This window comes from Aeromonas rivuli, from assembly GCF_000820045.1.
Taxonomy (GTDB): Bacteria; Pseudomonadota; Gammaproteobacteria; order Enterobacterales; family Aeromonadaceae; genus Aeromonas; species Aeromonas rivuli.
The window spans coordinates 1-26,060 of sequence record NZ_CDBJ01000079.1; the positions used below are offsets into that span (position 1 = coordinate 1).

Here is a 26,060-nt window from a genome sequence, read left to right on the forward strand (position 1 = left end):
GATTCACTAGAGCCTATACACTCGCCAATAGCTTCAGCATCTCGTGCAGATCCATGACTCGTCTCGCTTAGCCGTCAATGATGTGAGTAATCAAACAGATTGTATCTGCTTATCAACTCATGAGTTTCTCGCGGAACACAAAAAAGACCGCCCCCATGATGCAAAACCCGGCCCAGAGGTAGTCCCACTTGAGATCCTCCTTGAGATAGAAGACCGAGAAGGGCACGAAGATGGTGAGGGTGATCACCTCCTGCAAGATCTTGAGCTGGCCCACATTGAGTACCGTATGGCCTATCCGGTTGGCGGGGACCTGGAACAGGTATTCGAGCAGGGCGATGCCCCAGCTCACCAGGGCGGCGATGATCCAGGGTTTGTGGTTCATCTCCTTGAGGTGGGCATACCAGGCAAAGGTCATGAAGACATTGCTGCAGATTAACAGTCCGATGCTGGTCAAAATAGGATTCATGGGTGGCTCCTTGACATGAGGGATTGGGTGCAGATTACCCACTTGATGCGGACCGAAACGGGGCTCATGAGTGGCTCCTTGGCGCAATGGCGCCTGTTATATCTCAGTCGAGTCATATCCATAAGCCCCTCTTCAAGGTATTTTTAGCGAACCATCTCAGCGAGGAAAACAGGGAATGTTCAAGTGGAGCTGGCTATCTGTTGTCCTGATATGGGCCAGCCTGGCGCAGGAAGCGCAAGGATCACAGGAAGGTGAGGGGGAGCCCGCCAGTCTGACGGTCGCGACCGACGTCTGGCCCCCGTTTCGCATACTCAAGGCCGATGGCCGCTTCGAGGGACTGGATGTGGATATTCTGGCGGCCCTGGCGCGCCATCTCGATATCCCCATCAAGGTCGAGCGTTTCCCCTGGGGACGCGCCCTGCAGCGCATGCAAACCGGCCAGGTCGATCTCATGATAGGGTTGGCCAAGACTCCGGAGCGCACCGCCTTTATCGACTATCTGCAACCGGCGTATTATCAGTGCCGCCCGGCCTTCTATGCCGAGCCGCTGCTCGCTGCCCAGATCCGCCGTTATGGAGACTTGGCCCATCACGAGGTGGGTTATGTGCTCAAATCGAGCTATTTCAGCCCCTTCGATGAAGACAAGAGCCTCAACAAGCATGGGGTGCCCACCGAGGAGCAACTGCTCGGCATGGTCTCACGCGGCCACCTGCCGCTGATGATAGGCACGGATTGCCAGGTTGATTACGCCCTGAGTCTCGCCAACCCGGCGGGCCTTATCAAGACCCGTTACCGCCCGGATAAACCCGTCACTCTCTATCTGGGCATGAGCAAACATTCAAAGGCCCAGCCGCTAAAAGAGCGGATCCAGGCCGCCCTCGCCGAGCTGGTGGCGAGTGGTGAGCTGGCGCAGTTGGCGTCCCATTATAAACCGGGCGAATGATGAGTCGCCTTGCATAGATATCATGGATGGGGAGGTTCGATGTTGAAATGGATATGGGGCTGCTGGCTATTGATGCCGCTCTTTGGCCTGATGGCTGCGCCATCGAGAACCCTGACCGTGGCCAGCAGTGAGTGGCCCCCCTTCATCATGGTGGATGGACAGGGTCGGATGAGCGGCATCGACATCGACCTGATCCAGGCCCTGGAGCGGCATACCGGTTTGCAATTCATCGTCAAGATCTACCCCTGGGGGCGGGTATTGAGGTATGCCGAGGTGGGGGAGATCGACATGGTGTTCAGCATTGCCAAGACCCTAGAGCGCGAGCGCTATGTGGAGTATCTGTCACCGCCCTACATCGCCTGTCCGCCAGCCTTCTACGCCCGTCCCGATCTGGCGGGCCAGATCCGCAATTATCAGGATCTGGGCGCCCATCAGGTAGGTTATGTGCTCAAGTCAGCCCACTTCGCCCGTTTTGACAATGATGCGCAGCTCGACAAGCATGGGGTGCCGACCGAGACGCAACTGCTGGGCATGCTGATGCGCGATCACCTGCAGGTGATGGTCGCGGGCTCTTGCCACATGGATTACATCCTCTCCAGGCATAACCCGGCGGGGCTGGTCAAGACGACTTATCGCCCGCCAGAGCAGGAGGGGGTCTACCTGGCCATGAGCCGCCTCTCCCCGCACAAGGCGCTGGGCGTCAAAATAGAACAGGCCCTGGCCGAGACGGTGAAAAGCGGTGAGCTGGCCCGGATTGTCGCTCGCTATTACCCGCCGATGGCGACGGTTCCGGTGCTGCCCGCGACATCGCCTTGACCACGGGGCCCTCTGCCTTGCTATCATGACGGCCATGACGAGGGGCCATATCGGCACCCTCGGTGTTTGACCCACAGACCTCTGCCCGGGATATGCCTTGTTTACCACCTTGATCGCCCGTCAGCGCCGCTGGCAGCAGCGGCTGCTGCTTGGCCTGCTCTGCCTGACCCTGTTGCTGTTTTTGCTCTCGCTCTGCGTCGGCGCCTTTATGGTGCTGCCCTGGCAGCCGCTGGGGCCGCTGGAGCAGCAAATTCTGCTGGAGCTGCGTTTGCCTCGCGCCCTGCTCGCTCTGCTGGCGGGGGCCTCTCTGGCCTGCGGCGGCGCGGTGTTGCAGGTGATGCTCCATAACCCCGTGGCCGAGCCCGGCCTGCTTGGGGTGTCGAGCGGCGCCGGTCTTGCCGCCATGCTGGCCATGGCCCTGGCCAAGGGCGCCGACATGGCGCTGCCGGGCTGGGCCCTCTCCCTGGCCGCCTTCGGCGGTGCCTTGCTGGTGACGCTCCTGCTGCTGCTGGCCGCCCGCCGCGCCCATCTGGGTCATGCTCGCCTGCTCTTGCTCGGGGTGGCCATCGGCATACTCACCAACGCCGTGATGACCTGGCTGATGTATTTCGCCGACGACGGGTCGGTGCGCGAGTTCATGTTCTGGATGATGGGCAGCCTGGCTTATGGCAGCCAGCAGCTCGGCTGGTGGTGGCTGTTGATGCCACTGACCCTGCTCTGGCTGATCCGCCAGGGCAGGGCGCTGCAGCAGTTGCTGCTGGGGGAGACCCAGGCCCGCCTGATGGGGCTGGATGTGCATCGCCTGCGGGTGCGTCTGGTGCTGGCGGTCTGTCTGCTGACCGGGCTCGCGGTGGCCCTGTGCGGCGTCATTGGCTTCGTCGGTCTGGTGGTGCCCCATCTGCTGCGTCTGTGCGGGGTGAGCGATCAGCGCTTCTTGCTGCCCGCCTCCGCCCTGGGGGGGGGCGCCCTGCTGCTGGGGGCGGATCTCTGTGCCCGCACCCTGCTGGCGGCGGGGGAGTTGCCCATTGGGGTGGTGACCGCCTCGGTCGGCGCGCCTCTCTTTATTTATCTTCTGCTCAGGCAATCCCATGATCAGCCCCGTTGATGACAAGGCGCTGCTCTGCGCCCGGCAACTGAGCCTGGCGGGCCGGTTGGCTCCCCTCTCCCTCGATTGGCAGGGCGGCCAGCTGGTGGCCCTGCTTGGCCCCAATGGCAGCGGGAAATCGACCCTGCTCGGCGCCCTGGCCGGTCTGCTCCCCGCCGAGGGCTGCATCACCTTGTCCGGAGACACACTGGCTTCCCTGAGTCTGCCGGATCTGGCCAGACGCCGGGCCATGCTGCCTCAGCGCCAACCCCATCTGTTTCATACCCCGGTGTTCTCAGTGCTGGCGCTGGGCCTTGGCGAGTCCGGCGCCGTCAGCCAGGCTGCCCGAGAGGCCATGGCAGCGCTGTGCCAGGCCCTGGAGCTCGATCAGCTGCTCGGGCGGGACTTCAGCCGGCTCTCGGGGGGGGAACAGCAGCGGGTATTGATCGCCCGCACCCTGTTGCAGGTCTGGCCCGGGCTCAATCCGGCGGGACGCCTGCTGCTGCTCGACGAGCCCCTGGCCGGGTTGGATCTGCATCACCAGCTGGCGCTGCTGCGCCTGCTCAAGTCGGTCAGTCGACAGGGATTGCTGGTGGTGATGGCCATTCACGACATCAATCTTGCCATCGATTGGGCCGATCGAATGCTCTGTCTGCAAGGGGGGGAGATGGTGTGCGAGGGCGGGGTTGAGCTTATCGACGAGGCCCTGCTAGAGAGGGTGTTCCAGATCAGGACCAACCGGCTGGAGGCGGGGGGACGGGTCTGGTTTATGCCGAGTCTGTGAGAAACAAGCAAGGCCCTGGCGTCAGCCGAGGGCCTTTTTGAAGAAGACGACCCGCTCCGTTTCGGCAAAGCCGAGTCGCTGGTGCAGCTGCTGTGAGGCGAGGTTGTCGATGGCGGCATCGGAGGCCAGTTCGCGACAACCCCGCTCGTGGCCCCACTGCGCCACCCGAGCAATCAACGCCTGGGCCAACCCGCGCCGGCGCGAAGCCGGCTGCACATAGACCCCTTCCAGATAGACCACCGGGCTGCTCTCGCAGCCGTTCACGTAATCGTGGCGCAGGGCCGCATCGGCAAAGGCCACCGCCTGGCTCTGCTCATCCAGCACCAGAAAGGTATTGAGATGGGCATTGGCCAGCAGTTCGGCACCTTCCTGCAGATGGGCTGAGAGTGCATGGTGCGGCCACAGCTGCTGGCGCAGGGTTGCCCACTGCGCCAGCAGCGTCTCGTCGAGGGGCACTATCCGCCAGTCGGCGTTCGTCATCAGCACTCAGGCCTGCCGCTTGGCAAGGCGTACCTGGGCCGCCTCGGCCAGCATGGCCAGCAGGGTCTCGGTGTCGTCCCAGGAGAGGCAAGCATCGGTGATGCTCTGGCCGAAGGTGGCGGCACAGCCGTTCTCCACATCCTGACGGCCTTCGACCAGGAAGCTCTCGGCCATGATGCCGGCGATGCCGGTGCGGCCACGGCGCAGCTGATCGCAGATATCCTGCGCCACCAACAGCTGGCGACGATGATCCTTCAAGCTGTTGCCATGGCTGAAATCCACCACCAGCCGCTCGGGCAGGTTGACCATGGCCAGTGCCTCGCAGGCTTCATCCACGCTGGCGGTATCATAGTTGGGCCTGTGGCCGCCACGCAGTATCACATGACCATAGGGGTTGCCGGCGGTGCGATAGATGGTCATCTTGCCGTCTTTATCCGGCGAGTAGAAGATGTGGCTGTGGCGGGCGGCGCGCACCGCATCGATGGCGATGCGGGTGTTGCCGTCGGTGCCATTCTTGAAGCCGACCGGGCAGGAGAGCGCCGAGGCCATCTCGCGGTGGACCTGGGATTCGGTGGTGCGGGCGCCTATGGCACCCCAGGTGATGAGATCGCTGATGTACTGACCGGTCACCATATCGAGGAACTCGGTGGCGGTGGGCAGACCCAGGGCGTTGATGTCCGCCAGCAGCTTGCGCGCCAGCTTGAGTCCTTCATTGACGTCGAAGCTGCCGTCCAGGCGCGGATCGTTGATGAGCCCCTTCCAGCCGACTATGGTGCGCGGTTTCTCGAAATAGGTGCGCATGACGATGCACAGCGTCTCTTGGTATTGGTCGCGCAGGGCATTGAGCCGGGCGGCATAGTCGAGGGCGGCAATGGGGTCGTGGATGGAGCAGGGCCCCACTACCACCAGCAGACGCTGGTCGTTACCGGCCAGTATGGCCTCGACATCACGGCGGGCATCGAGCAGGTTCTGGGCGATCTTGTCGGTAATGGGGAAGGCGGCGGCGAGTTCGCTCGGGGTGATGAGGGACTCCAGGCGCCGGGTGCGCAATTCATCGGTGTGAATGGACATACAAACTCAAGTCTCGAGTGGGTGGCATAGCCACAGGCGGCGAAAAAGCAAAGAGATAAAATAAAGCAAAACCCTGTCGATTGAAACCTTGGGCGGCTCTGATAGGATGTGAGGCCATTTCATCCCTACCCGAGGTAGTTTTTTGTGGCAAAACCTGGCGCGACCGGTCTGACCCGGATCATCAATGCAACCGGCTATAGCATGAAGGGGCTCAAATCAGCCTGGCTCAACGAGGCCGCCTTCCGCCAGGAGCTGGTGCTGATCCTGCTGTTGATGCCGCTTGCCTTCTGGGTCGGGGGGGATCTCAACCAGATATTGCTGCTGATCGCGGTGAGCTGGCTGGTGGTGATTGTCGAAGTGCTCAACTCGGCGGTAGAGGCGGTGGTGGACAGGATAGGCTCAGAACATCATGAGTTGTCTGGACGGGCCAAAGATTTGGGCTCGGCCGCCGTCTTCCTCGTGCTGGCACTGAATGTGGTGGTGTGGGGCGCCCTGGCGGGACGTAATCTGCTCGGCTGGTGGTAAGCTTGCGAGATGATTTAGCACAGAATAAAGGCGCCTGATGGCGCCTTTATTCTTGGTCCGGTTTTGGCTGGCTCACTCTGCGATGAGCAGGGTGTAGGAGCGGTTGCGGCGCCAGATCTTGCGTTTGGTGTCATTGAGCTTGAGTTTGCGCCTGGGGCTCCAGCCGCTCTTTGTCGCTTTGACCAGACGAGTCTTTCTACGTTTTTGCATCTTGGTCTCCTCCTAAATGGCATGACAGGCCGATGGCCGTCCGGTGACATCATTGGAACTTAAGGGTGGAGCCCATCTGAAAGTGCTGTCTGCTATCTCGACCTGAGGATGTGAGGGACAAAAACAATTTCGGATAGGCTCCGATGTGACAGGATGATAGCAGGCTTGCGCGGGCTTAGACAGACGCTTGATTCAGCCTTGTTCGACCCCCGTGATCCGGCTCACTACCTCGGCGATGGGACTTGGGTGAGAAGCCTCATCGCTGACGGGCTCGTTGTCGTCCTCGTCCAGCGCCTCACGCCGTTGCGCCTTCTGCTGTTCGTTGTCCAGCCACAGCAGGCTCTGGTAATACTGGCGCACGTTGTTGACATAGTTGCGCGCCTCGCCACCGCGGGCATAGCCGTAGCGAACCTTGCTGTGCCAGCGGGCCTGTTGCAGCAGCGGCAGCACCTCCTTGACGTCTCCCCAGCTGTCCGGATCCTTGCCCAGCTGCTTGGTCAGGCGGCGGGCATCCATCATGTGGCCATAACCGATGTTGTAGGCGGTGAGGGCAAACCACACCTTCTCGTCCTCGGGTACCGAGTCCGGCACCTTGTCGACCATCAGCTTGAGGTAGCGGGCCCCCCCTTCAATGCTCTCCTCCGGGTGGGTTCGATCGTTCACCCCCATGGCCTTGGCGGTGTTTTCGGTCAACATCATCATGCCGCGCACCCCGGTGTAGGAGCGGGCAGCAGGATCCCAGTGGGACTCCTGATAACTGATGGCGGCCAGCAGGCGCCAGTCAATCTCCAGGGCATGTTGCTTGAACAGCTCCTGATACTTGGGCAGCAGCTCCTTGGCCCGGCGCAGGAAGGTGCGGGTATCGACAAAATCGAAGTTCTGCACATGGCCAAAATATTTCTCGTCGAGCTTGGCGATGGCGCCATCCATGAAGCGTTGGCCGAAGAAGTCGATGACGCTGGCATAGAGGCTGTCATCGGGCAGGCGGTTCATGACCCAGGCCACGGTCTGGCTGTCGGAGAGGGTGAGCGCCTCGGCAAGCTCGGGGTAGTAACGCTGGGTGCGTGCCAGCACGGTATTTTGCACTATGGTGTAGTCAATTTTCCCCTCGGCCAGCATCTTGAGCAGATCCTCGGTGTCCGACTTGGGATCGGCTTGCCAGCTGAGTGTGGGGTGGGATACCTGAAACTCCTTGAGCAGATCTTCACCGCTCGAACCCTGGGCCACCACCAGCTTGCCGTCTATGTCATCCAGGCTGCGCGGGCGCCGGGCGCCGTTGCGATAGACCAGCTTGGGGGAGACCTGGTAAAAACCGGGGCCGAAGCGAAATTGGGCTCGGCGCTCCGGGGTGACGACGATGGCGGCGGCAACGAGGTCCAGTTTGTCACCCTCAAGCAGCCCGACCAGTTCGGCACTGGTGTTGACTGGAATGATGGTCAGCTTGACGCCGAGCCAGTCGGCAAAGGATTGCGCCAGTTCGTAATCGTAACCGAAGGCGGTGTCGTCTCTCTGGTAATAGGAGGTGGGCCCGTAGAGGGTCCCGACCCGGATCTCGCCTCGCTGACGGATCTGCTCCAGCTGGCTGGAGGGGGTGTGAAAGTCACAGCTGGCGAGGAGCAGCGTCATGATCACGGCGAGAAATAGTCGAACAATGTGGCGCAAGTAGGCGAGTACCCTTGTTGAAAAATTCGGCATTTGTCAAAAAAGAGGCTCCTTTATACCAGAGAGTCCGAGGCGAGTCACACCGGCGCCGTGGATAAAAACGTTTGTCCGGCAGGGGAGGGATCCCTATAATACGCGCGTCTCAAATCCCCCCACACATTAAAACTTGGTGAGAAAGGTCATATGGAAATCTTGCGAGGTGCGCCTGCACTGTCTGAGTTTCGTATCAACAAGTTGCTGCAAAGCTTCGCGCACAGAGGACTCGAGATAAGCAGTATCTATGCCGAATATGTGCATTTTGCCGAGCTGTCGGCGCCGCTCTCGGATGCGGAGCGAACGACACTGGGACGGTTGCTGCGCTACGGCCCGACTATCCCCGAACACGCCCCCAGCGGCCAACTCTTCCTCGTTACCCCCCGTCCCGGCACTATCTCCCCCTGGTCTTCCAAAGCAAGCGACATCGCCCATAACTGCGGCCTGACCCAGGTCAAGCGGCTCGAGCGTGGCATTGCCTATTACGTGGAAGGCGAGTTTGATGCGGCCCAGCACGCCGAGATAACGGCCCTGCTCCATGATCGCATGATGGAGACAGTGTTCAGCGCCCCCGAGCAGGCGAGCGCCCTCTTTGCCCATCAGGCCCCGCGCCCCTTCACCCAGGTGGACGTGCTGGGCGGTGGTCGCGCCGCCCTGGCTTCCGCCAACATCGCCCTGGGTCTGGCCCTGGCCGAGGATGAGATTGACTATCTGGTGGAGAACTTCCAGAAGCTCGGTCGCAACCCCAACGACATCGAACTCTATATGTTTGCCCAGGCGAACTCCGAGCACTGTCGTCACAAGATCTTCAACGCTGACTGGACCATAGATGGCGAGCGCCAGCCCAAGTCGCTGTTCAAGATGATCAAGAATACCTTCGAGCAGACCCCGGACTATGTGCTGTCTGCCTACAAAGACAACGCCGCCGTGATGGAAGGCAGCCAGGGTGGCCGCTTCTTCCCGAGCAGCAAGGGTGAGTATCAGTATCACCAGGAGCGGGTCGACATCCTGATGAAGGTGGAGACCCACAACCACCCGACCGCCATCTCCCCCTTCCCGGGCGCCGCCACCGGCTCCGGTGGCGAGATCCGCGATGAGGGTGCGACCGGACGCGGCGCCAAGCCCAAGGCCGGTCTGGTCGGTTTCTCCGTCTCCAACCTGCGCATCCCCGGTTTCGAACAGCCCTGGGAGCAGGATTTCGGCAAGCCGAGCCGCATCGTCAGCGCCTTCGACATCATGCAGGAGGGGCCGCTGGGCGGCGCCGCCTTCAACAACGAGTTTGGCCGTCCGGCCCTGCTCGGCTACTTCCGTACCTTCGAAGAGCTGGTGCCGAGCCACAATGGCGTCGAAGTGCGTGGCTACCACAAGCCCATCATGCTGGCCGGCGGCCTTGGCAATATCCGCAGCGAGCATGTGCAAAAAGCGGAGATCCCGGTGGGCGCGGCCCTGATCGTGCTGGGCGGCCCGGCCATGAACATCGGCCTCGGGGGCGGCGCGGCCTCCTCCATGGCCTCAGGCCAGTCCGCCGAGGATCTCGACTTTGCCTCGGTACAGCGTGACAACCCCGAGATGGAGCGTCGCTGCCAGGAGGTGATCGATCGCTGCTGGCAGCTCGGTGACGAGAATCCCATCGCCTTCATCCACGACGTGGGCGCCGGTGGCCTCTCCAACGCCATGCCTGAATTGGTCAACGACGGTGAGCGCGGTGGTCGTTTCGATTTGCGTGCCATTTCGAGCGACGAGCCGGGCATGAGCCCGCTGGAGATCTGGTGCAACGAATCCCAGGAGCGCTACGTACTGGCGGTGCCTCAGGAGAAGCTGGCGCTGTTCAAGGCCCTGTGCGAGCGCGAGCGCGCCCCTTACGCCGTCATCGGTACCGCCACCGCCGAGCCGCATCTCACGCTCTCCGATGCCCATTTTGACAACCAGCCCATCGATCTGCCCCTGGACGTGCTGCTCGGCAAGGCGCCCAAGATGCACCGCGATGTGCAGAGCCTGCCCGCCCAGGGCAAGGCCCTGATGCTCGATGGCATTACCTTGTCCGATGCCGCCGAGCGGGTATTGCGCCTGCCGACGGTTGCGGAGAAGTCCTTCCTCATCACCATTGGCGATCGCAGCGTGACCGGTCTGGTCAACCGCGACCAGATGGTCGGCCCCTGGCAGATCCCGGTGGCCGATTGCGCCGTCACCGCCGCCACCTATGACAGCTATCACGGCGAAGCCATGTCCCTGGGGGAGCGCACCCCGGTGGCGCTGCTCTCCCACGCGGCCTCCGCTCGCATGGCGGTGGCCGAGGCGCTCACCAACCTGGCACCGGCTCACATCGGCTCCTTGAAGCGGGTCAAACTCTCCGCCAACTGGATGTCTGCCGCCGGTCACCCTGGCGAAGATGCCGGTCTCTATGAGGCGGTCAAGGCGGTGGGTGAGGAGCTCTGCCCGGCCCTTGGCATCACCATCCCGGTCGGCAAGGACTCCATGTCCATGAAGACCCGCTGGCAGCAAGATGGCGAGGAGCGCAGCGTCACCTCGCCGCTCTCCCTGCTCATCACCGCCTTCGCGCGGGTCGAGGATGTGCGCAACACCGTCACCCCGCAGCTGCGTACCGATCTCGGCGAGACAGATCTCATCCTGATTGACCTTGGCAACGGCAAGCAGCGCCTGGGCGCCTCCGCCCTGGCTCAGGTCTACCGCCAGCTGGGCGACAGCGCGCCGGATCTTGACAATCCGACTCAGCTCAAGGGTTTCTTCAACGCCATCCAGGCGCTGGTGGCGGATCGCAAGATTGTGGCTTACCACGACAGATCCGACGGTGGCCTGTTCATCACCCTGACCGAGATGGCCTTCGCCGGTCACTGCGGCCTCGACATCCAGCTCGATCGCGTCGGTGGCGAGCTGTTGCCCGCGCTGTTCAACGAGGAGCTGGGTGCCGTCATTCAGGTGCGCCGTGCCGACAAGGAAGCCGTCATGACCCTGCTGGCGGGCCATGGCCTGGCCGCCTGCGTCCATGTCATCGGCAGCGTCGACGACCAGGACAGCCTGCGGTTCAGCCGCGCCGGGCAAGAGGTCTATCGTGCCAGTCGTACCGCCCTGCGCACCCTCTGGGGTGAGACCAGCTGGCAGATGCAGCGCCTGCGGGACAACCCCGAGTGCGCCGATCAGGAGCACGCCGCTCGCCAGGATGCGACCGACCCGGGTCTGCATGCCTCCTTGAGCTTCAATCCGTCCGAGGATGTGGCTGCGCCCTATATCGCTCGCGGGGTCTCTCCTCGTTTGGCGGTACTGCGCGAGCAGGGGGTCAACTCCCACGTGGAGATGGCCGCCGCTTTCGATCGTGCCGGTTTTGCTGCCGTGGACGTGCACATGAGCGACATCCTGTCCGGTCGCATCAAGCTGGAAGAGTTCCAGAGTCTGGTGGCCTGTGGCGGCTTCTCCTACGGCGACGTGCTGGGGGCGGGGGAAGGCTGGGCCAAGTCCATCCTGTTCAACGACGGCGCCCGCGAGCAGTTCCAGCGCTTCTTCGAGCGTGGCGACACCCTGTCTCTGGGGGTGTGCAACGGTTGCCAGATGATGTCCAACCTGCGTGACCTCATTCCGGGGGCCGATCTGTGGCCGCGCTTCGTGCGCAACCGCTCCGAGCGCTTCGAGGCGCGCTTCAGCCTGGTGGAAGTACAGGACTCTCCGTCCGCCTTCTTCGCCGGCATGGCGGGCTCTGTGATGCCCATCGCCGTCTCCCACGGGGAAGGACGGGTGGAGCTGCGCGATGCCGCTCACCTTGCCGCGTTGCAAGCCAGCGGTCTGGTGGGGCTGCGTTTCGTGGACAACCGCGGTCAGGTCACCGAGCAGTACCCGGCCAACCCGAACGGGGCACCGGCGGGCATCACTGCGGTCACCACCACGGACGGCCGCGCGACTATCATGATGCCGCACCCTGAGCGGGTATTCCGCACCGTGGCGAACTCCTGGCACCCGGACAACTGGGGCGAGGATGGCGCCTGGATGCGGATGTTCAGAAACGCTCGGGTGCGTCTGGGCTAATCCCGCCAGATACTCTGCAGCAATGAAAAACCGGCCAACTGGCCGGTTTTTTTATCGCTGGGGGGAGCGGGTTAGTGGAGTACCAGGTGCTGGAAGCCCTGCACCAGGCTGATGACCGGCTGGGGATAGATCCCCATGGCCAAGACGATGATGGCGGAGAGCAGCACCACCAGCCCGCCGGAGGAGAAGGCCCAGTCGGCCTTGGCATCGCGCAGCTGCATGCCGGGTTCGCGCAGGTAGAGGGTGACCATGACTCTCAGGTAGTAGTAGAGCCCCAGGGCGCTGCCGAGCACTATGGCGCCGCAGAGCCACCAGAGTTGCGCCTCGACCGTCACCCCGATGAGGTAGAACTTGCCGATGAAGCCCAGCGTCATGGGGATACCCGCCAGGGAGAGCATCATCACCGTCATGACGGCGGTCAGGTAGGGGCGTTTCCAGAACAGGCCGCGATAGCTGTGCAGGGAGTCCGCATCCTTGCCGCGATAGGGGCTGGACATCATGCTGATGACGCCGAAGGCCCCCAGGCTGGTGAAGAGGTACATCAGCAGGTAGACACCGGCCGCTTCCACCGGCATCTGGCCGAGGCGGCTCGCCACCACCACCGCCAGCAGGTAGCCGAAGTGGGAGATGGAGGAGTAACCCATCATCCGCTTGATGTTGGTCTGGATCAGCGCCAAGAGGTTGCCGACCACGATGGAGATGACCGCCATGGCCGCCAGCAGCCAGTGGATCATGGGATCCGAGGTGGCCGGCACCGCCAGGTAGAAGCGCAGCAGCACGCAAAACACGGCTATCTTGCTGACGGTGGCGAGGAAGGTGGCCACAGGTGCCGGGGCGCCCTCGTACACGTCCGGGGTCCAGAGGTGGAAGGGGGCGAGGGACAACTTGAACGCAAAGCCCACCAGCATCAGGCCAAAGCCCCCCATCAGCAGTGGCTGGTGAGCCGGGCTCTGGGCCAGGGTCAGACCGAGATCGCTGAAGCTCAGGCTGCCCGCCTGGGCATAGAGCAACGCCATGCCGAACAGCAGGAAGGCGGTAGCGGCGGCGGAGAGCACCATGTACTTGATGCTGGCCTCCAGGGAATGGCGCTCGCGGTAGGCATAACCCACCAGACCGAACATGGGCAGGGTCAGCATCTCGATCCCGATAAACAGTGACGCGAGATGGCGGGAACCCGCCAGCACCAGGCCACCGGCGGTGGCGATCAGCAGCAGCAGGTAGAACTCTTCCCGGTTGTCCGGGTAGCCCTTGAGCCAGGAGCGACCGAAGGTACAGGTGGCCAGGGCGCCGATGAGCACCAGCCCCATGTAGAAGACCGCGTAGCTGTCCACTTGCAGCAGGGGAGTGACCCCCTGATCCCCCTGGGCCATGACGATGGCTAAGGAGAAGAGCGCCAGGTTGAGGCCTGTGATGGTCACCACGAAGGCGGTGTCATCGCAGCGCTTCCAGGCGATGGCGAGCATCAGGGCGACCATGGCCCCCGTGGTCAGCAACAGGGGCAGCAGGGCCAATAGTTGGGCGGCGGTAAACGTCATGACAAGGCTCCCGGCGTGGACAAGGAAAGGGAGAGAGAAACAGAGGGCATCATTGCAGTGCTCCTGTGGCTGGCAGCGCGTACCAGTGCAGCACGCTCAGCAGGCTGCTGCTGGCGGTGTCGAGCACGGGTTGCGGGTAGAGACCGAGCAGCACCAGCAGACCGGCTATGGTCAGCATCATGGCCAGCTCCCGTCTGTCCAGGCCCTTGAGGACGCTCTCGTCCTTGGGAGCTCCGAAGCAGGCGCGCTGCAGCATGATGAGGGAGTAGACCGAGGCCAGCACCAGGCCGAAGGTGGCGATGATGGTGATGATGGGGGCCACCTGGAAGCTGCCGATGAGGATCAGGAACTCGCCGACGAAGTTGCCGGTGCCCGGCATGCCAAGGGAGGCCACCGAGAAGAACAGCATGACGCCGGGCAGGTAACGCAGCCGACCCCAGAGGCCGCCCATCAGGCGCAAGTCCCGGGTGTGCAGGCGCTCGTAGAGCTGGCCACACAGGATGAAGAGGCCGGCGGCGGAGAGGCCGTGGGCGATCATCTGCACCACGGCGCCCTGCAGCGCCAGCTCGCTACCGGAGTAGATGGCGATCATCACGAAACCCATGTGGGAGATGCTGGTGTAGGCCACCAGCCGCTTGATGTCTGTCTGGGCGAACGCCAGCAGGGCGCCGTAGACGATGCCGAACAGGCCAAGGAGCATGGCGTAGGGGGCGAACTGGGCGGAGGCCTCCGGGAACAGCGGCAGGGTGAAGCGCAGCAGGCCGTAGGCGGCGGTCTTCAGCAAGATGCCCGCCAGATCCACGGAACCTGCGGTCGGTGCCTGACTATGGGCGTCCGGCAACCAGCCATGGAGCGGCACCAGCGGCATCTTGACCGCGAAGGCGATGAAGAAGCCCAGCATCAGCAGCCACTGTACGCCAATGCTCATCGGGGTGTTGAGCAGGTCGAGGTAGTTGAAGGTAAAGACGCCGGTGGCGGCGTGGTGAGTCAGTACCAGCCCCAGGATGGCCACCAGCATGATGAGGCCGCTGGCCTGGGTGTAGATGAAGAACTTGGTGGCCGCGTTGATCCGGGATTTACCGTCGGTAACCGAATGGCCCCAGAGCGCGATCAGGAAGTACATGGGAACCAGCATCATCTCCCAGAAGAAGAAGAAGAGGAACAGGTCCACCGCCATGAAGACGCCGAGCACGCCCCCCAGGATCCACAGCAGGTTGAGGTGGAAGAAGCCGATGCGCTGCACGATTTCTTTCCAGGAGCAGAGGATGGCCAGCACGCCGATGAAGCTGGTGAGCATCACCATCAGGAGCGACAAGCCGTCTACCGCCAGGTGCAATGAGATGCCGAAGCGGGGGATCCAGGGTTGCTGCCACTCGGCCGCCCAGACGGGGAGGCCGGGGCTGGCGAGGGAGAAGTCACCGCCGAGCCAGATGGCACCGGAGAGCACCAGGCAGGCGCTCATGGAGAGCAGGGCTACCCAGCGAACGAATTGTCCGCCGAGCCGCTCCATCTGCCAGCAGAGCAAGCCGCCGATAAAAGGAATTAACAAGATCCAGAGTAAGGTCACGATATCAGCTCTCGTCTAGGTTCTAGTCGGGCAGGCCCCGGGCCTGCCACACATATTGGGCTCATGGATCAGCCGAGCAGCAGCAGCGCCAGGATCAGGACGGCGCCCATCCCCATGGAGGCTGCGTACCAGCGCAACTTGCCGGACACCGTCCAGGCCAGCATCTGATGACCGCTGTGTGCCAGTACGGCGGGCAGGTTCATCATCCGATCCAGCGGGTCCTTGCCAAGCAAGCGGGTCGCCAGCAGGTAGGGCTTGACCCAGATCCAGTCATACAACCAGTCAAAGCCCCAGGCGTTGAACCAGAGGGTGCTGAGCGCGCGGCCAGGAGCACTATTTGCGATGCTTTTTGCCAGACGACGTTCGCCAAGGAACAGGAAAGCAGCGAGCGCGATACCTGCCACGGCGATGAGGCCGGAGAGGATCTCGAGGCTGTGGCGTCCCTCTTCGATATGATCCCCGGGGCCTGCCGGCAGTACTCCGGCGAGCGGCGGCACTATCAGGGCACCCACCGCGGTGGAGAGCACCAGCAGCACCAGCAGCGGCAGCTTGTGCGCTAGGCCGTGACCGGCATGGGCCTCGGTTTGCGGCTTGCCGTGGAAGGCGATGAAGATGAGGCGGAAGGTGTAGAGGGAGGTCAGGAAGGCCCCCACCAGACCGGCCCACAGCAGGGCGCTCTGGCCACTGGCCTGCACCTGCCAGAGGATGGCGTCCTTACTGTAGAAACCGGCGGTGACCAGCGGCAACGCGGCCAGGGCCGAGCCCCCCACCAGGAAGCAGGCATAGACCAGGGGCAGGCTCTTGCGCAGGCCCCCCATCTTGAAGATGTTCTGCTCGTGGTGGCAGGCGATGATCACCGCACCAGAGGAGAGGAACAACAGCGCCTTGAAGAAGGCGTGGGTCATCAGGTGGAAGATGGCCCCTTCCCAGGCGCCGACCCCTAAGCCTAAGAACATGTAGCCTATCTGGCTCATGGTGGAGTAAGCCAAAATCCGCTTGATGTCGGTCTGTACCAGGGCGGCAAAGCCCGCCAGCACTAGTGTGATGGCACCGACCAGGGCCACCAGATGGAGGATTTCCGGGGCAAGCAGGAAGAGGCCGTGGGTGCGGGCGATGAGGTAGACACCGGCGGTCACCATGGTGGCCGCGTGGATCAGTGCCGAGACCGGGGTCGGGCCCGCCATGGCGTCTGCCAGCCAGGTCTGCAGGGGCAGCTGGGCGGATTTACCGACAGCGCCACCGAGCAGCATCAGGCAGGCGAACGACAGGGCAGGGGAGCCCTCGGCAAACATCGCCGGGGCGCGCACCAGCAGCTCGTGGATGTTGAGGGTGCCGAGCTCGCGGTAGAGCACGAAGAGCCCGATGGCGAGGAAGACGTCGCCGACCCGGGTCACCACGAAGGCCTTGAGGGCCGCCGCCCCATTGGCCGGGTTGCGGTAGTAGAAGCCGATCAGCAGGTAGCTGCACAGCCCCACCCCTTCCCAGCCGAGGTAGACGAACAGCAGATCATCGGCCAGCACCAGGAACACCATGCTGGCGATGAAGAGGTTGGTGTAGGTGAAGAAGCGGGAATACCCCTCTTCTCCGCGCATGTACCAGGAGGCGAACAGGTGGATGAAGAAACCCACCCCTGTCACTACCCCCAGCATGGTCAGCGACAGCCCATCCAGTGCAAGACGGAAGGTGGGCTGGAATTCACCCACCGACATCCACTGCCACAGGGTCTGGGTATAGACGCCGCCCTCTGGCACGTTGCCGAGAAAATCGATGCCAACCCAGATTGTGGTCAGGGCCGACAGACCGATGCTGCCGACACCGATCAGTGCCGAGCTGCGCTCACCGAAGCGGCCGATGGAGAAGGCCAGCACCAGCCATCCCAGCAGGGGGAATAGGAAAGTCAGGAATAAGAGGCTCATCCGCGCATCTCGCTCACAGTGTCCACGTTCAGGGTGTGGTAACGACGATAGAGCAGCAGTAACAGGGCGAGGCCGATACTGGCCTCCGCTGCCGCCAGAGAAATCACCAGTATGTACATGATCTGGCCGTCGGCCTGGGCCCAGCGGCTACCCGCCACCACGAACGCCAGGGCGGACGCATTCATCATGATCTCGATACTCATGAGGATAAACAGCAGGTTGCGGCGGATCAGCAGACCGCACAAACCGATGCAGAACAGAATTGCCGCGAGCAGCAAGCCGTGCTCCATGGGGATACCACTCATTGCTGACCTCCTTCCTGGGATGGGCGAGCGGTGGGTTTGGGGACGGAAAGCACTTCCCCGCTCTTGTCTTCACGGCCAAGGTGATAGGCGGTCACCAGACCTGCCAGCAGCAGGATGGAGGCGAGCTCCACCGCCAGCACATAGGGGCCGAACAGGGCGATGCCGACCTCTTTTGCACTGACGTCGGTCTGCCCGAGCTCACCGCCGGTGACCCCGAGAATGCCGTAGGCCAGGAAGCCGAGCAGGATGAGGGAGAGCAGGGCAGGCCCACCCCAGGTCATGGGGGTGAGCCAGTTGCGCTCCTGATCCTGGGCGCTCCCTAAGTTCAGCATCATCACCACGAACACGAACAGCACCATGATGGCGCCGGCGTAGACGATCACCTGCAGGGCGCCTGCGAAGGAGGCTCCCAGGCAGAAGAAGATCATGGCCACGGCGATGAGCGAAATGATGAGATTGAGCAGCGCATGCATGGGGTTGCTGGTGCTGATGACCCGCAGCGTGCTGTAAACGGCGACCAGGGCCGCGGCATAAAATGCCAGTTCCATGATTGACTCCTAGGGCAGCAGGCTCTTGACATCGATGGGCTTGGCTTCGTTCTCGGCATCCCCTTTGGGCTTGCCGTCGATGGCCATCCCGCTCATGCGGTAGAAGTTGTAGTCCGGGTATTTGCCGGGGCCGCTGATCAGCAAGTCTTCCTTCTCGTACACCAGATCCTGGCGGCGATACTCACCCATCTCGAAATCCGGCGTCAGCTGGATGGCGGTGGTGGGGCAGGCCTCTTCACACAGACCGCAGAAGATGCAGCGGGAGAAGTTGATGCGGAAGAACTCCGGGTACCAGCGACCGTCGTCCCGCTCCGCTTTTTGCAGGGAGATGCAGCCGACCGGGCAGGCCACGGCGCACAGGTTGCACGCCACGCAGCGCTCGTCACCGTCCGGATCCCGGGTCAACACGATGCGACCGCGAAAACGGGGCGCGGCATAGACCTGCTGCTCCGGGTAGCTCAGGGTTTCGCGGGGGCGCCAGGCATGGGAGAAAACCATCCCCAGGCTGCGTAACTGGGTGCCAACACCCTTGATAATGCTAGTAATTTTCATAGTCGTGCCTCACTGCACATTTATCAGCACTACGGCGCCGGTTACCAGCATGTTGAGCAAGGTAAGCGGTAAGCAGACTTTCCAGCCAAAGGACATCACCTGGTCAAAGCGCGGGCGGGGCAGGGAGGCCCGCAGCAGGATGAAGAACACCATGAAACAGGCGGTCTTCAGGGCAAACCAGATGAAGGGCGGCAACCAGGGGCCGTGCCAGCCACCGAAGAAGAGGGTCACGATGAGGGAGGAGATCAGCACTATGCCGATGTACTCGCCCACGAAGAACAGACCCCACTTCATACCCGCGTATTCGATGTGATAGCCGTCGGCGAGCTCCTGCTCGGCCTCCGGCTGGTCAAACGGGTGACGGTGGGTGACGGCAACCCCGGCAAACAGGAAGGTGATGAAGCCCAGGAACTGGGGGATCACGTTCCACAATCCGGCTTGCGCCTCCACGATCTCCCGCAGGTTGAAGCTGCCGGTCTGGATGACGATCCCCATCAGGGAGAGGCCGAGGAACACCTCGTAGGAGAGGGTCTGGGCCGAGGCGCGCAGGCTGCCGAGCAGGGAGTACTTGTTGTTGCTCGACCAGCCGGCAAAGAGCACGGCGTAGACCGCCAGCCCTGCTATGGCCAGGATGTAGAGCAGCCCCACGTTGAGATCCGCCACGCCCCAGGTGGGGGTGATGGGCACCACCGCAAACGCCAGGATGAAGGCGGTAAAGGCGATGATGGGGGCCAGCACGAAGATCCGGCGATCCGCGAACGGCGGGATCCAGTCCTCCTTGAAGAACATCTTGACCATGTCGGCCGCCAGTTGCAGCAGGCCGAAGGGGCCCACCCGGTTGGGGCCGTACCTGTCTTGCCAGAGCGCCAGCAGACGGCGCTCGATGAAGCTCATGAAGGCGCCAGCCCCCACAATCCCCACCAGCACGATCAAGGCTTTGCCTACCTCCAGCAACAGATCGATCAGCTCATTGCTCATGCGATGGCCTCCTGCAAGTCAGTCACATAGGCCTGGTGCAGCGCGGTCGGCAGACCATGGGCGCCCAGGGGCAGGCCGAGCAGACCCGGTGCCAGCCGTTCGCTTATCCGCAGGGTCAGCCGCCAGTGGTGACCACCCCAGGAGAAGGCCACCAGATTGCCGGCATGAAGGGCCAAACGGGCGGCATCGACCGGGTTCAGCACCAGCTCGGGGTCCCCCATGCGGGCCTGGATGACGGGGCTGCGCGCGGAGAGCTCGTCTCCACCGAACAGCTGGTCATAACTCACCACTTGCAGCGCCTCCTGGGCCTGGAAGGGAGTCGGGATGCTGTCGAACCAGCCGAGGTTGTCCTCACCCGGTTCCAGCAGGCGGCGGCCGGGATCCCCGGCCCGCAGGTTGCCACCCACCTCGTCCTGGAACTTGTTCCAGGCGGAGGGGGAGTTCCAACCCGGCGCCCAGGCAAAGGGCACCTGTTGCAGCGGCTGGCGGGCACCGGCGAAGCCTTCCATGGAGAAGTTGAAGGGCGAGTCGGCGTCTTGCGCCACCCTGGGCTCGCTCACGTTCTGATCCGCCAGCATGGAGGTGCGGCCGCTGTAGCGGTGCGGCTCGCGGGCGAGCTTCATGCCGCGGATGCGCAGGCCGGCATTGGGTGCGGCTTCCCCCATGGTGGCCAGCAGCGGGGTACTGACGGCGCAAGCAGCACTTACCTCATCAAAGTTATTCCAGCGCAGGGGTTTTCTATCCAGCGCCCCTTGCAACGCCGCCAGCCAGCGCCAGCTCTCGCGCACCTGGATATCGGCGTCGTAGAAGGCGGGGGCATAGACCTGGAAGAAGCGCTGGGCGCGACCTTCCATGTTGACGATAGTGCCGTCGGCCTCGGCGAAGCTGGCGGCGGGCAGCACCAGATCCGCCTGCTGAGCGGTCTGGGTGTCCTGGTGATCGACCACCAGCCGATGTTGCAGACGAGCGAGGGCGGCATCGACCCGGTTGCGCGCGGCGCGGCGATAGAGATCGTTCTCCAGGGTGATCAGCGCCAGCTTCTGCTCCCCTTCGATGCGGCTCAAGGCGGCTTCCAGCGGCGCATCGGAAGATGCCAGCATGGCCAGCCCCAGGCTGTTGGCCTCCTGGGCCACCAGCGCCAGGCTCACCTCCTGGGCACGCCCCTTGAGGGCGCGGGCTATGTTGCTGGCCGCCTCGATCAGGGCCTGGGAGCGGGCGCCGGAGCCGGCGATGATGAGCGGCTTCCTGGCATTGCCGAGCAGCTCGGCCCAGCGGGTGGCCAGGGCCTGCTGATCGGCACTCAAGCCGTGCGGGGTCGGGGCCGAGCCATCGAGCAGGTGGGCGATGGCAAAGCCGAGCCGGGCCTGATCATCAAAAGGTGCATGCAGCTTGTCTGCAGCCACATCATCCAGACGGGTGCTGTCGAGGCTGGTAATGAGCAGCGGATAACGCTCATTCTGAGCCAGGGTCTGCACCGCGGCGACCTGCCACAGATCCACCTTCAGCTTGCGGGCTATCTCGCGGCCCTTGCCCTTGACCGCCTGGCGCAGGGCCAGGGCGATGCGGGCGGCGCTCATGGTGACATCTTCACCCAGCACCAGGATGGCGTCGGCCTCCTCCATGTCGCGCAGGCTGGGGGTACGCACGCCGCCGTGCTGCAGTATATGCAGCATCTTCTGCAGGCAGGCCCATTCACTCTGCTCGACACCGCAATAGAAGTTGTCGGCACCCACCAGCTCGCGCAGGGCGAAGTTGCTCTCCAGCGAGGCGCGGGGCGAGCCGATGCCGATGACGCCAGCGGCGGTGCGCAGGGCATCGGCGGCGCGGTTGAGGGCGCCATCCACCGTGATGGCGAGTCGGTCGTTACCATCCTGAAGCAGGGGCTGGCGGGGGCGGTCGGCCAGGTTGACATAGCCGTAGCCGAAGCGGCCGCGGTCGCACAGGAAGTAGTGGTTCAGGGCACCGTGGTAGCGGTTCTCGATGCGGCGCAGCTCGCCATAGCGCTCCCCCGGGCTGATGTTGCAGCCGACCGAGCACCCTTGGCAGATGCTGGGGGCAAACTGCATGTCCCACTTGCGGTTGTAGCGCTCGGAATGGGTCTTGTCGGTGAAGACGCCGGTGGGGCAGACCTCCACCAGGTTGCCGGAGAACTCGCTCTCCAGGGTGCCATCCTCGACCCGGCCGAAGTAGAGGTTGTCGTGGGCGCCGTAGACACCCAGATCCTCGCCGCCGGCGTAATCCTTGTAGTAGCGCACGCAGCGATAGCAGGCGATGCAGCGGTTCATCTCGTGGTTGATGAAGGGGCCGAGATCCTGATTCTGGTGGGTGCGCTTGGTGAAGCGGTAGCGACGGCTGTTGTGGCCCGTCATCACCGTCATGTCTTGCAGGTGGCAGGCGCCCCCCTCTTCACACACCGGGCAGTCGTGGGGGTGGTTGGTCATCTGCCACTCCACCACCGTCTTGCGAAACGCCTTCGCCTCTTCGTCTTCGATGGAGATATAGCTGCCATCGGTAGACGGCGTCATGCAGGACATGACCAGGCGGCCGCGCTTGTCGTCGGCATTCTGATACTGTTTGACCGCACACTGGCGGCAGGCGCCGACGCTACCGAGCGCCGGGTGCCAGCAAAAATAGGGGACGTCCAGACCCAGCGACAGACAGGCTTGCAGCAGGTTGTCTGCCCCGTCTACCTCGAACTCTTTACCGTCTATATGAATGGTGGCCATACAACTTCCCTGACATCAAATTAGATAAAATCCATGGCTCGCAGCAGGCATGACGCCTCGTGTTACCAGCGTTCGCCCAGCAGATTGGGCTGGATACCCTTGAACAGCTTGTGATTGTCATGGGGGGCCTTGACCCCGGCCTCGAACTCGGACCTGAAGTACTTCATGGCACTGCCAAGGGGCTCGACGGCGCCGGGGGCATGGGCGCAGAAGGTCTTGCCCGGCCCCAGGAAGCTGACCAGCTGCTCCAGGGTGGCGAGATCCTCTGGCTGGCCTTCGCCTCGCTCCAGAGCCCGCAGGATCTTGACGCTCCAGGGCAGGCCATCGCGGCAGGGGGTGCACCAGCCGCAGGATTCGCGGGCGAAGAACTCCTCCATGTTGCGCAAGAGTCCGACCATGTTGACGCTGTCATCCACCGCCATGGCGAGGCCCGTCCCCATACGGGTGCCGACCTTGCCGATGCCGCCCGCATACATCTGGGCATCCAGGTGCTCGGGCAGCAGGAAGCCGGTGCCGGCACCGCCCGGTTGCCAGGCCTTGAGGCGATAACCGGGTTTCATGCCGCCGGCATAGCCCTCGAACAGCTCACGCGCCGTGATACCAAAGGGCAGCTCCCACAGACCCGGGTTGTTCACCTTGCCGGAGAAGCCCATCAGCTTGGTGCCGTGATCTTCCGAGCCTGGCAGCGCCAATCCCTGGTACCACTCGACGCCGTTGCCTATGATGGCGGGCACGTTGCACAGGGTCTCGACGTTGTTGACGCAGGTCGGTTTGCCCCAGACGCCTACGATCGCGGGGAAGGGGGGTTTGGCCCGCGGGTTGGCGCGGCGCCCTTCCAGGGAGTTGATGAGCGCCGTCTCTTCGCCGCAGATGTAACGACCGGCACCGGTGTGGACGAACAGCTCGAAGTCGAAGCCCGAGCCCAGGATGTTCTTGCCGAGCAGGCCGGCTGCCTTGGCCTCGATCACCGCGCGGCGCAGGTGGATGGCGGCATCCACATACTCGCCACGCAGGAAGATGTAACCGCGGTAGGCCTTGAGGGCCCGGGCACTGATGATCATCCCCTCGATCAGCAGGTGGGGCAGCTGCTCCATCAGCAGCCGATCCTTGTAGGTGTTCGGCTCCATCTCGTCGGCGTTGCAGAGCAGGTAACGGATGTTCATGCTCTCGTCTTTGGGCATCAGGCCCCACTTCACCCCGGTGGAGAAGCCGGCGCCACCGCGGCCCTTGAGGCCCGCGTCCTTGACGGTGCTGACGATCTCGTCCGGGCTCATCTGGCCCAGCGCGCGGCGGGCGGCTTCGTAGCCCTGCTTGGCCTGGTACTCCTCGATCCAGACCGGCTGGCCATCGTCGCGCAGCCGCCAGGTGAGGGGATGGGTCTCGGGGGCTCGGGGGGTGCGGTTGGCGGTGCCAAGGGATGCCAGGCTCATGGGTAAGCCTCCAGGGTTTTAAGCAAGCCGATCGCATCCAGCCCGCCGAAGGTGTCGTCGTCGATCATCAGCGCCGGCCCCTTGTCGCAGTTGCCGAGGCAACAGACCGGCAGCAGGGTGAAGCGGCCGTCGGCCGAGGTCTGGCCGGGGGCCAGATCCAGCACATCTTTCAGACCCGCCAGCAGCTGCTCATGGCCGTTGATGTAACAGACCATGCTGTCACAGACACGGATGATGTGGCGGCCGACCGGCTGGCGGAAGATCTGGCTGTAGAAGGTGGCGACCCCTTCCACGTCGCTGGCGGGGATGCCCAGCTCGGCGGCGATGGCATGGATGGCACCATCCGGTACCCAGCCGCGCGCCTGCTGCACTATCTTGAGTGCTTCGATGCTGGCGGCGCGGGGATCTTCGTAGTGGTGCGTCTCATGCAAGATGGCGTCGCGCTCGGCCTGGCTCAGGGCGAATCCGTCGCCCTTGCCCTGACACGCACTCTGTCCCGCTGAGGACGATGTATTTTTGCACTGACATTGCTGGCTCATGACTTAACCTTTTGTCGTTTATTCTTCTTGTCCCGTCACTGCGGGGACTTAACGATCCACATCCGACATAACGAAATCGATACTGCCCAGGTAGACGATGAGATCCGACACCATCTGGCCGCGGATCACCGAGGGGATCTGCTGCAGGTGGGCAAAGCTCGGGGTGCGGATCCGGGTCCGGTAGCTCATGGTGGAGCCGTCGCTGGTCAGGTAGTAGCTGTTGATCCCCTTGGTCGCCTCTATCATCTGGAAGGACTCGGCGGCCGGCATCACGGGCCCCCAGGACACTTGCAGGAAGTGGGTGATCAGGGTCTCGATGTCCTGCAGGGTGCGCTCTTTTGGCGGCGGTGTGGTGAGCGGGTGATCCGCCTTGAAGGGTCCCTCCGGCATGTTTTTCATGCACTGCTCTATGATGCGCATGCTCTGGCGGATCTCCTCGATGCGCACGGTGGCGCGATCGTAAGCATCGCCATTGCTGCCCACCGGCACCTCAAACTCGAACTGATCGTAGCCGGAGTAAGGGCGCCACTTGCGCACGTCGAAGTTGAGGCCGGTGGCGCGCAGACCGCCGCCCGTGGTACCCCAGGCCAGCGCCTGCGCGGTGGTGTAGGCGGCGACGCCTATGGTGCGACCGCGCAAGATACTGTTGCGCATGGCGGCCTTCTCATACTCCATCAGCCGCTTGGGCAGCCAGCTCAGCAGGTTGTCCTGGATGAGGCGGGCCCAGCCGATCGGCAGATCGTGCGCCACGCCGCCGATGCGGAACCAGGCAGGGTGCATGCGCGCACCGGTGATGGCCTCGATGATGAGGTAGATCTTCTGCCTGTCGGTGAAGGTGAAGAACACCGGGGTCATGGCCCCCACGTCCTGGATATAGGTACCGAGGAACAGCAGGTGGCTCTGGATGCGGAACAGCTCCGACATCATCACCCGGATCATGTCGACCCGGTTGGGCACGGTGATCCCCGCCAGCTTCTCGACCGCCAGCACATAGGGCAGGTTGTTCATCACCCCCCCTAAGTACTCGACCCGGTCGGTGTAGGGGATGTAGCTGTGCCAAGACTGGCGCTCACCCATCTTCTCGGCACCACGGTGGTGATAGCCGATGTCGGGCACGCAGTCGCGGATCTCCTCACCATCGAGCTGCAGCACCAGCCGGAAGGCGCCGTGGGCGGAGGGGTGGTTGGGGCCGAGGTTCAAGAACATGTAGTCTTCGTTCTCGTTGCCCCGGCTCATGCCCCACTCTTCGGGCTTGAACAGCAGGTTGTCCTGTTCCTGATCCTGCTTGACCGCGTCGAGCATGAAGGGATCGAACTCGGTGGCCCGGGCCGGGTAGTCCTTGCGCAGCGGGTGTCCCTGCCAGCTCTTGGGCATCATGATGCGGGTGAGATGGGGGTGACCGTCGAAGGTGATGCCCATCAGATCCCAGACTTCCCGCTCGTACCAGTTGGCGTTGGGGAAGTGACGGCTGATGGTCGGCAGGTGCAGATCGCTCTCCATCAGCGGCACCTTCAGCATCACATCGGCGTTACGGTCGATGGAAATGAGGTGGTAGAAGACGGTGAAGTCGCTGCCCGGCAGGCCGTGGCGGTGGCTGCGCATTCGCTCGTCGGTGGCGCTGAGATCAAACAGCATCACGAACGGGGAGGGCAGTTTTTGCAAGAAGCCCATCACGTCCAGCAGCAGATCGCGGGAGAGCCAGAGCACCGGCACCCCGGTGCGGGTGGTCTGGACGGTGAAGCGCTCGGCGCCGAAATGGGCAAACAGCTCGCCGACCACCTGGGCATCGGCGTGATCCGCCGTCTGCCCCTGGGCCATGGTGTAGTTGCTTGGGAATTCTCGAGTCAGTTTCATG

22 protein-coding genes are annotated in these 26,060 nt (G+C 63.2%); 6 read left to right on the top strand and 16 right to left on the bottom strand.

Features of this window, described 5'->3' with window-relative positions; all coding sequences use genetic code 11:
* Nucleotides 1-112 precede the first annotated feature (112 nt).
* Nucleotides 113-466: a DMT family protein gene (locus tag BN1130_RS17890; RefSeq protein ID WP_042043662.1), complete on the bottom strand. Its 354-nt coding sequence runs from the start codon at nt 464-466 to the stop codon at nt 113-115.
* Nucleotides 467-641: 175 nt separating this feature from the next.
* On the opposite strand from BN1130_RS17890, the gene BN1130_RS17895 reads away from it, so the two are divergent.
* The 4 genes from BN1130_RS17895 (at nt 642) to BN1130_RS17910 (ending at nt 4,093) form a co-directional block, all read left to right on the top strand.
* Nucleotides 642-1,409: a substrate-binding periplasmic protein gene (locus BN1130_RS17895; RefSeq protein ID WP_042043663.1), complete on the top strand. Its 768-nt coding sequence runs from the start codon at nt 642-644 to the stop codon at nt 1,407-1,409.
* Nucleotides 1,410-1,448: 39 nt separating this feature from the next.
* Nucleotides 1,449-2,225 (top strand): substrate-binding periplasmic protein, encoded by a 777-nt coding sequence (locus BN1130_RS17900; RefSeq protein ID WP_042043664.1) that lies wholly within the window; start codon nt 1,449-1,451, stop codon nt 2,223-2,225.
* A 97-nt stretch (nt 2,226-2,322) separates the two neighbouring features.
* On the top strand, nt 2,323-3,330 hold the full coding sequence (btuC, locus tag BN1130_RS17905; RefSeq protein WP_042043665.1) for a vitamin B12 ABC transporter permease BtuC: 1,008 nt from the start codon (nt 2,323-2,325) through the stop codon (nt 3,328-3,330).
* Entirely contained in the window at nt 3,314-4,093 is a 780-nt protein-coding gene (locus BN1130_RS17910; RefSeq protein WP_042043667.1) for an ATP-binding cassette domain-containing protein, read from the top strand. Before btuC ends, BN1130_RS17910 begins: the two co-directional genes overlap by 17 nt.
* A gap of 21 nt (nt 4,094-4,114) precedes the next feature.
* Here the strand turns inward: BN1130_RS17910 and aac(6') are convergent, their stop codons facing one another.
* Both aac(6') and BN1130_RS17920 read right to left on the bottom strand, forming a co-directional pair.
* Entirely contained in the window at nt 4,115-4,573 is a 459-nt protein-coding gene (gene aac(6') / locus BN1130_RS17915) for an aminoglycoside 6'-N-acetyltransferase (protein WP_042043669.1), read from the bottom strand.
* Between the two features lie 6 nt (nt 4,574-4,579).
* Nucleotides 4,580-5,644: a 3-deoxy-7-phosphoheptulonate synthase gene (locus BN1130_RS17920; protein ID WP_042043670.1), complete on the bottom strand. Its 1,065-nt coding sequence runs from the start codon at nt 5,642-5,644 to the stop codon at nt 4,580-4,582.
* Between the two features lie 144 nt (nt 5,645-5,788).
* Here BN1130_RS17920 and BN1130_RS17925 point away from each other — a divergent pair, with 144 nt between their 5' ends.
* The gene (locus BN1130_RS17925; RefSeq protein ID WP_042043671.1) at nt 5,789-6,169 is read left to right on the top strand and encodes a diacylglycerol kinase; all 381 of its coding nucleotides are present in this window, start codon (nt 5,789-5,791) and stop codon (nt 6,167-6,169) included.
* 72 nt (nt 6,170-6,241) lie between these two features.
* Here the strand turns inward: BN1130_RS17925 and BN1130_RS22710 are convergent, their stop codons facing one another.
* Together BN1130_RS22710 and mltF are read right to left on the bottom strand one after the other, a co-directional pair.
* On the bottom strand, nt 6,242-6,379 hold the full coding sequence (locus BN1130_RS22710; RefSeq protein ID WP_198135310.1) for a hypothetical protein: 138 nt from the start codon (nt 6,377-6,379) through the stop codon (nt 6,242-6,244).
* A 192-nt stretch (nt 6,380-6,571) separates the two neighbouring features.
* Nucleotides 6,572-8,074, bottom strand: coding sequence for a membrane-bound lytic murein transglycosylase MltF (gene mltF, locus BN1130_RS17930; RefSeq protein WP_042043672.1), 1,503 nt, complete (start codon nt 8,072-8,074; stop codon nt 6,572-6,574).
* A 150-nt stretch (nt 8,075-8,224) separates the two neighbouring features.
* Here mltF and purL point away from each other — a divergent pair, with 150 nt between their 5' ends.
* Nucleotides 8,225-12,109 (top strand): phosphoribosylformylglycinamidine synthase, encoded by a 3,885-nt coding sequence (gene purL / locus BN1130_RS17935; protein ID WP_042043674.1) that lies wholly within the window; start codon nt 8,225-8,227, stop codon nt 12,107-12,109.
* A gap of 71 nt (nt 12,110-12,180) precedes the next feature.
* Here the strand turns inward: purL and nuoN are convergent, their stop codons facing one another.
* From nuoN to nuoC, 11 genes are all read right to left on the bottom strand, one after another.
* The gene (gene nuoN / locus BN1130_RS17940) at nt 12,181-13,644 is read right to left on the bottom strand and encodes an NADH-quinone oxidoreductase subunit NuoN (RefSeq protein ID WP_042043675.1); all 1,464 of its coding nucleotides are present in this window, start codon (nt 13,642-13,644) and stop codon (nt 12,181-12,183) included.
* Nucleotides 13,645-13,693: 49 nt separating this feature from the next.
* A complete protein-coding gene (gene nuoM / locus BN1130_RS17945) occupies nt 13,694-15,211 on the bottom strand; it encodes an NADH-quinone oxidoreductase subunit M (protein ID WP_042043676.1) in 1,518 nt (505 codons plus the stop codon).
* Nucleotides 15,212-15,279: 68 nt separating this feature from the next.
* Nucleotides 15,280-17,127, bottom strand: a complete 1,848-nt coding sequence (gene nuoL / locus BN1130_RS17950; RefSeq protein WP_042043677.1) for an NADH-quinone oxidoreductase subunit L — start codon at nt 17,125-17,127, stop codon at nt 15,280-15,282.
* The gene (nuoK, locus tag BN1130_RS17955; RefSeq protein ID WP_041205926.1) at nt 17,124-17,432 is read right to left on the bottom strand and encodes an NADH-quinone oxidoreductase subunit NuoK; all 309 of its coding nucleotides are present in this window, start codon (nt 17,430-17,432) and stop codon (nt 17,124-17,126) included. The genes nuoL and nuoK overlap by 4 nt, the downstream gene beginning before the upstream one ends.
* The gene (gene nuoJ / locus BN1130_RS17960) at nt 17,429-17,980 is read right to left on the bottom strand and encodes an NADH-quinone oxidoreductase subunit J (protein ID WP_042043679.1); all 552 of its coding nucleotides are present in this window, start codon (nt 17,978-17,980) and stop codon (nt 17,429-17,431) included. The genes nuoK and nuoJ overlap by 4 nt, the downstream gene beginning before the upstream one ends.
* A gap of 9 nt (nt 17,981-17,989) precedes the next feature.
* On the bottom strand, nt 17,990-18,532 hold the full coding sequence (gene nuoI, locus BN1130_RS22415) for an NADH-quinone oxidoreductase subunit NuoI (protein ID WP_005324242.1): 543 nt from the start codon (nt 18,530-18,532) through the stop codon (nt 17,990-17,992).
* Nucleotides 18,533-18,541: 9 nt separating this feature from the next.
* Nucleotides 18,542-19,510 carry an NADH-quinone oxidoreductase subunit NuoH gene (gene nuoH, locus BN1130_RS22420; RefSeq protein ID WP_042043681.1) on the bottom strand — a complete coding sequence of 323 codons (969 nt, stop codon included), beginning with the start codon at nt 19,508-19,510 and terminating at the stop codon, nt 18,542-18,544.
* Nucleotides 19,507-22,236, bottom strand: a complete 2,730-nt coding sequence (nuoG, locus tag BN1130_RS17975; RefSeq protein WP_042043682.1) for an NADH-quinone oxidoreductase subunit NuoG — start codon at nt 22,234-22,236, stop codon at nt 19,507-19,509. The genes nuoH and nuoG overlap by 4 nt, the downstream gene beginning before the upstream one ends.
* 62 nt (nt 22,237-22,298) lie before the next feature.
* Nucleotides 22,299-23,666: an NADH-quinone oxidoreductase subunit NuoF gene (nuoF, locus tag BN1130_RS17980; RefSeq protein WP_042043684.1), complete on the bottom strand. Its 1,368-nt coding sequence runs from the start codon at nt 23,664-23,666 to the stop codon at nt 22,299-22,301.
* Entirely contained in the window at nt 23,663-24,205 is a 543-nt protein-coding gene (gene nuoE / locus BN1130_RS17985) for an NADH-quinone oxidoreductase subunit NuoE (RefSeq protein WP_042043686.1), read from the bottom strand. Before nuoE ends, nuoF begins: the two co-directional genes overlap by 4 nt.
* A 48-nt stretch (nt 24,206-24,253) precedes the next feature.
* On the bottom strand, nt 24,254-26,059 hold the full coding sequence (nuoC, locus tag BN1130_RS17990) for an NADH-quinone oxidoreductase subunit C/D (protein ID WP_042043688.1): 1,806 nt from the start codon (nt 26,057-26,059) through the stop codon (nt 24,254-24,256).
* Nucleotide 26,060 lies beyond the last annotated feature (1 nt).

What these genes read in the sequence shown, in the direction of transcription:
- nuoC (WP_042043688.1), bottom strand. Translation starts at nt 26,059, where the DNA reads ATGAAACTGACTCGAGAATTCCCAAGCAACTACACCATGGCCCAGGGG.
- BN1130_RS17890 (WP_042043662.1), bottom strand. Translation starts at nt 466, where the DNA reads ATGAATCCTATTTTGACCAGCATCGGACTGTTAATCTGCAGCAATGTC.
- BN1130_RS22710 (WP_198135310.1), bottom strand. Translation starts at nt 6,379, where the DNA reads ATGCAAAAACGTAGAAAGACTCGTCTGGTCAAAGCGACAAAGAGCGGC.
- nuoG (WP_042043682.1), bottom strand. Translation starts at nt 22,236, where the DNA reads ATGGCCACCATTCATATAGACGGTAAAGAGTTCGAGGTAGACGGGGCA.
- nuoN (WP_042043675.1), bottom strand. Translation starts at nt 13,644, where the DNA reads ATGACGTTTACCGCCGCCCAACTATTGGCCCTGCTGCCCCTGTTGCTG.
- nuoJ (WP_042043679.1), bottom strand. Translation starts at nt 17,980, where the DNA reads ATGGAACTGGCATTTTATGCCGCGGCCCTGGTCGCCGTTTACAGCACG.
- mltF (WP_042043672.1), bottom strand. Translation starts at nt 8,074, where the DNA reads ATGCCGAATTTTTCAACAAGGGTACTCGCCTACTTGCGCCACATTGTT.
- BN1130_RS17920 (WP_042043670.1), bottom strand. Translation starts at nt 5,644, where the DNA reads ATGTCCATTCACACCGATGAATTGCGCACCCGGCGCCTGGAGTCCCTC.
- nuoI (WP_005324242.1), bottom strand. Translation starts at nt 18,532, where the DNA reads ATGAAAATTACTAGCATTATCAAGGGTGTTGGCACCCAGTTACGCAGC.
- nuoF (WP_042043684.1), bottom strand. Translation starts at nt 23,666, where the DNA reads ATGAGCCTGGCATCCCTTGGCACCGCCAACCGCACCCCCCGAGCCCCC.
- purL (WP_042043674.1), top strand. Translation starts at nt 8,225, where the DNA reads ATGGAAATCTTGCGAGGTGCGCCTGCACTGTCTGAGTTTCGTATCAAC.
- nuoL (WP_042043677.1), bottom strand. Translation starts at nt 17,127, where the DNA reads ATGAGCCTCTTATTCCTGACTTTCCTATTCCCCCTGCTGGGATGGCTG.
- nuoK (WP_041205926.1), bottom strand. Translation starts at nt 17,432, where the DNA reads ATGAGTGGTATCCCCATGGAGCACGGCTTGCTGCTCGCGGCAATTCTG.
- BN1130_RS17910 (WP_042043667.1), top strand. Translation starts at nt 3,314, where the DNA reads ATGATCAGCCCCGTTGATGACAAGGCGCTGCTCTGCGCCCGGCAACTG.
- nuoE (WP_042043686.1), bottom strand. Translation starts at nt 24,205, where the DNA reads ATGAGCCAGCAATGTCAGTGCAAAAATACATCGTCCTCAGCGGGACAG.
- BN1130_RS17900 (WP_042043664.1), top strand. Translation starts at nt 1,449, where the DNA reads ATGTTGAAATGGATATGGGGCTGCTGGCTATTGATGCCGCTCTTTGGC.
- BN1130_RS17895 (WP_042043663.1), top strand. Translation starts at nt 642, where the DNA reads ATGTTCAAGTGGAGCTGGCTATCTGTTGTCCTGATATGGGCCAGCCTG.
- nuoH (WP_042043681.1), bottom strand. Translation starts at nt 19,510, where the DNA reads ATGAGCAATGAGCTGATCGATCTGTTGCTGGAGGTAGGCAAAGCCTTG.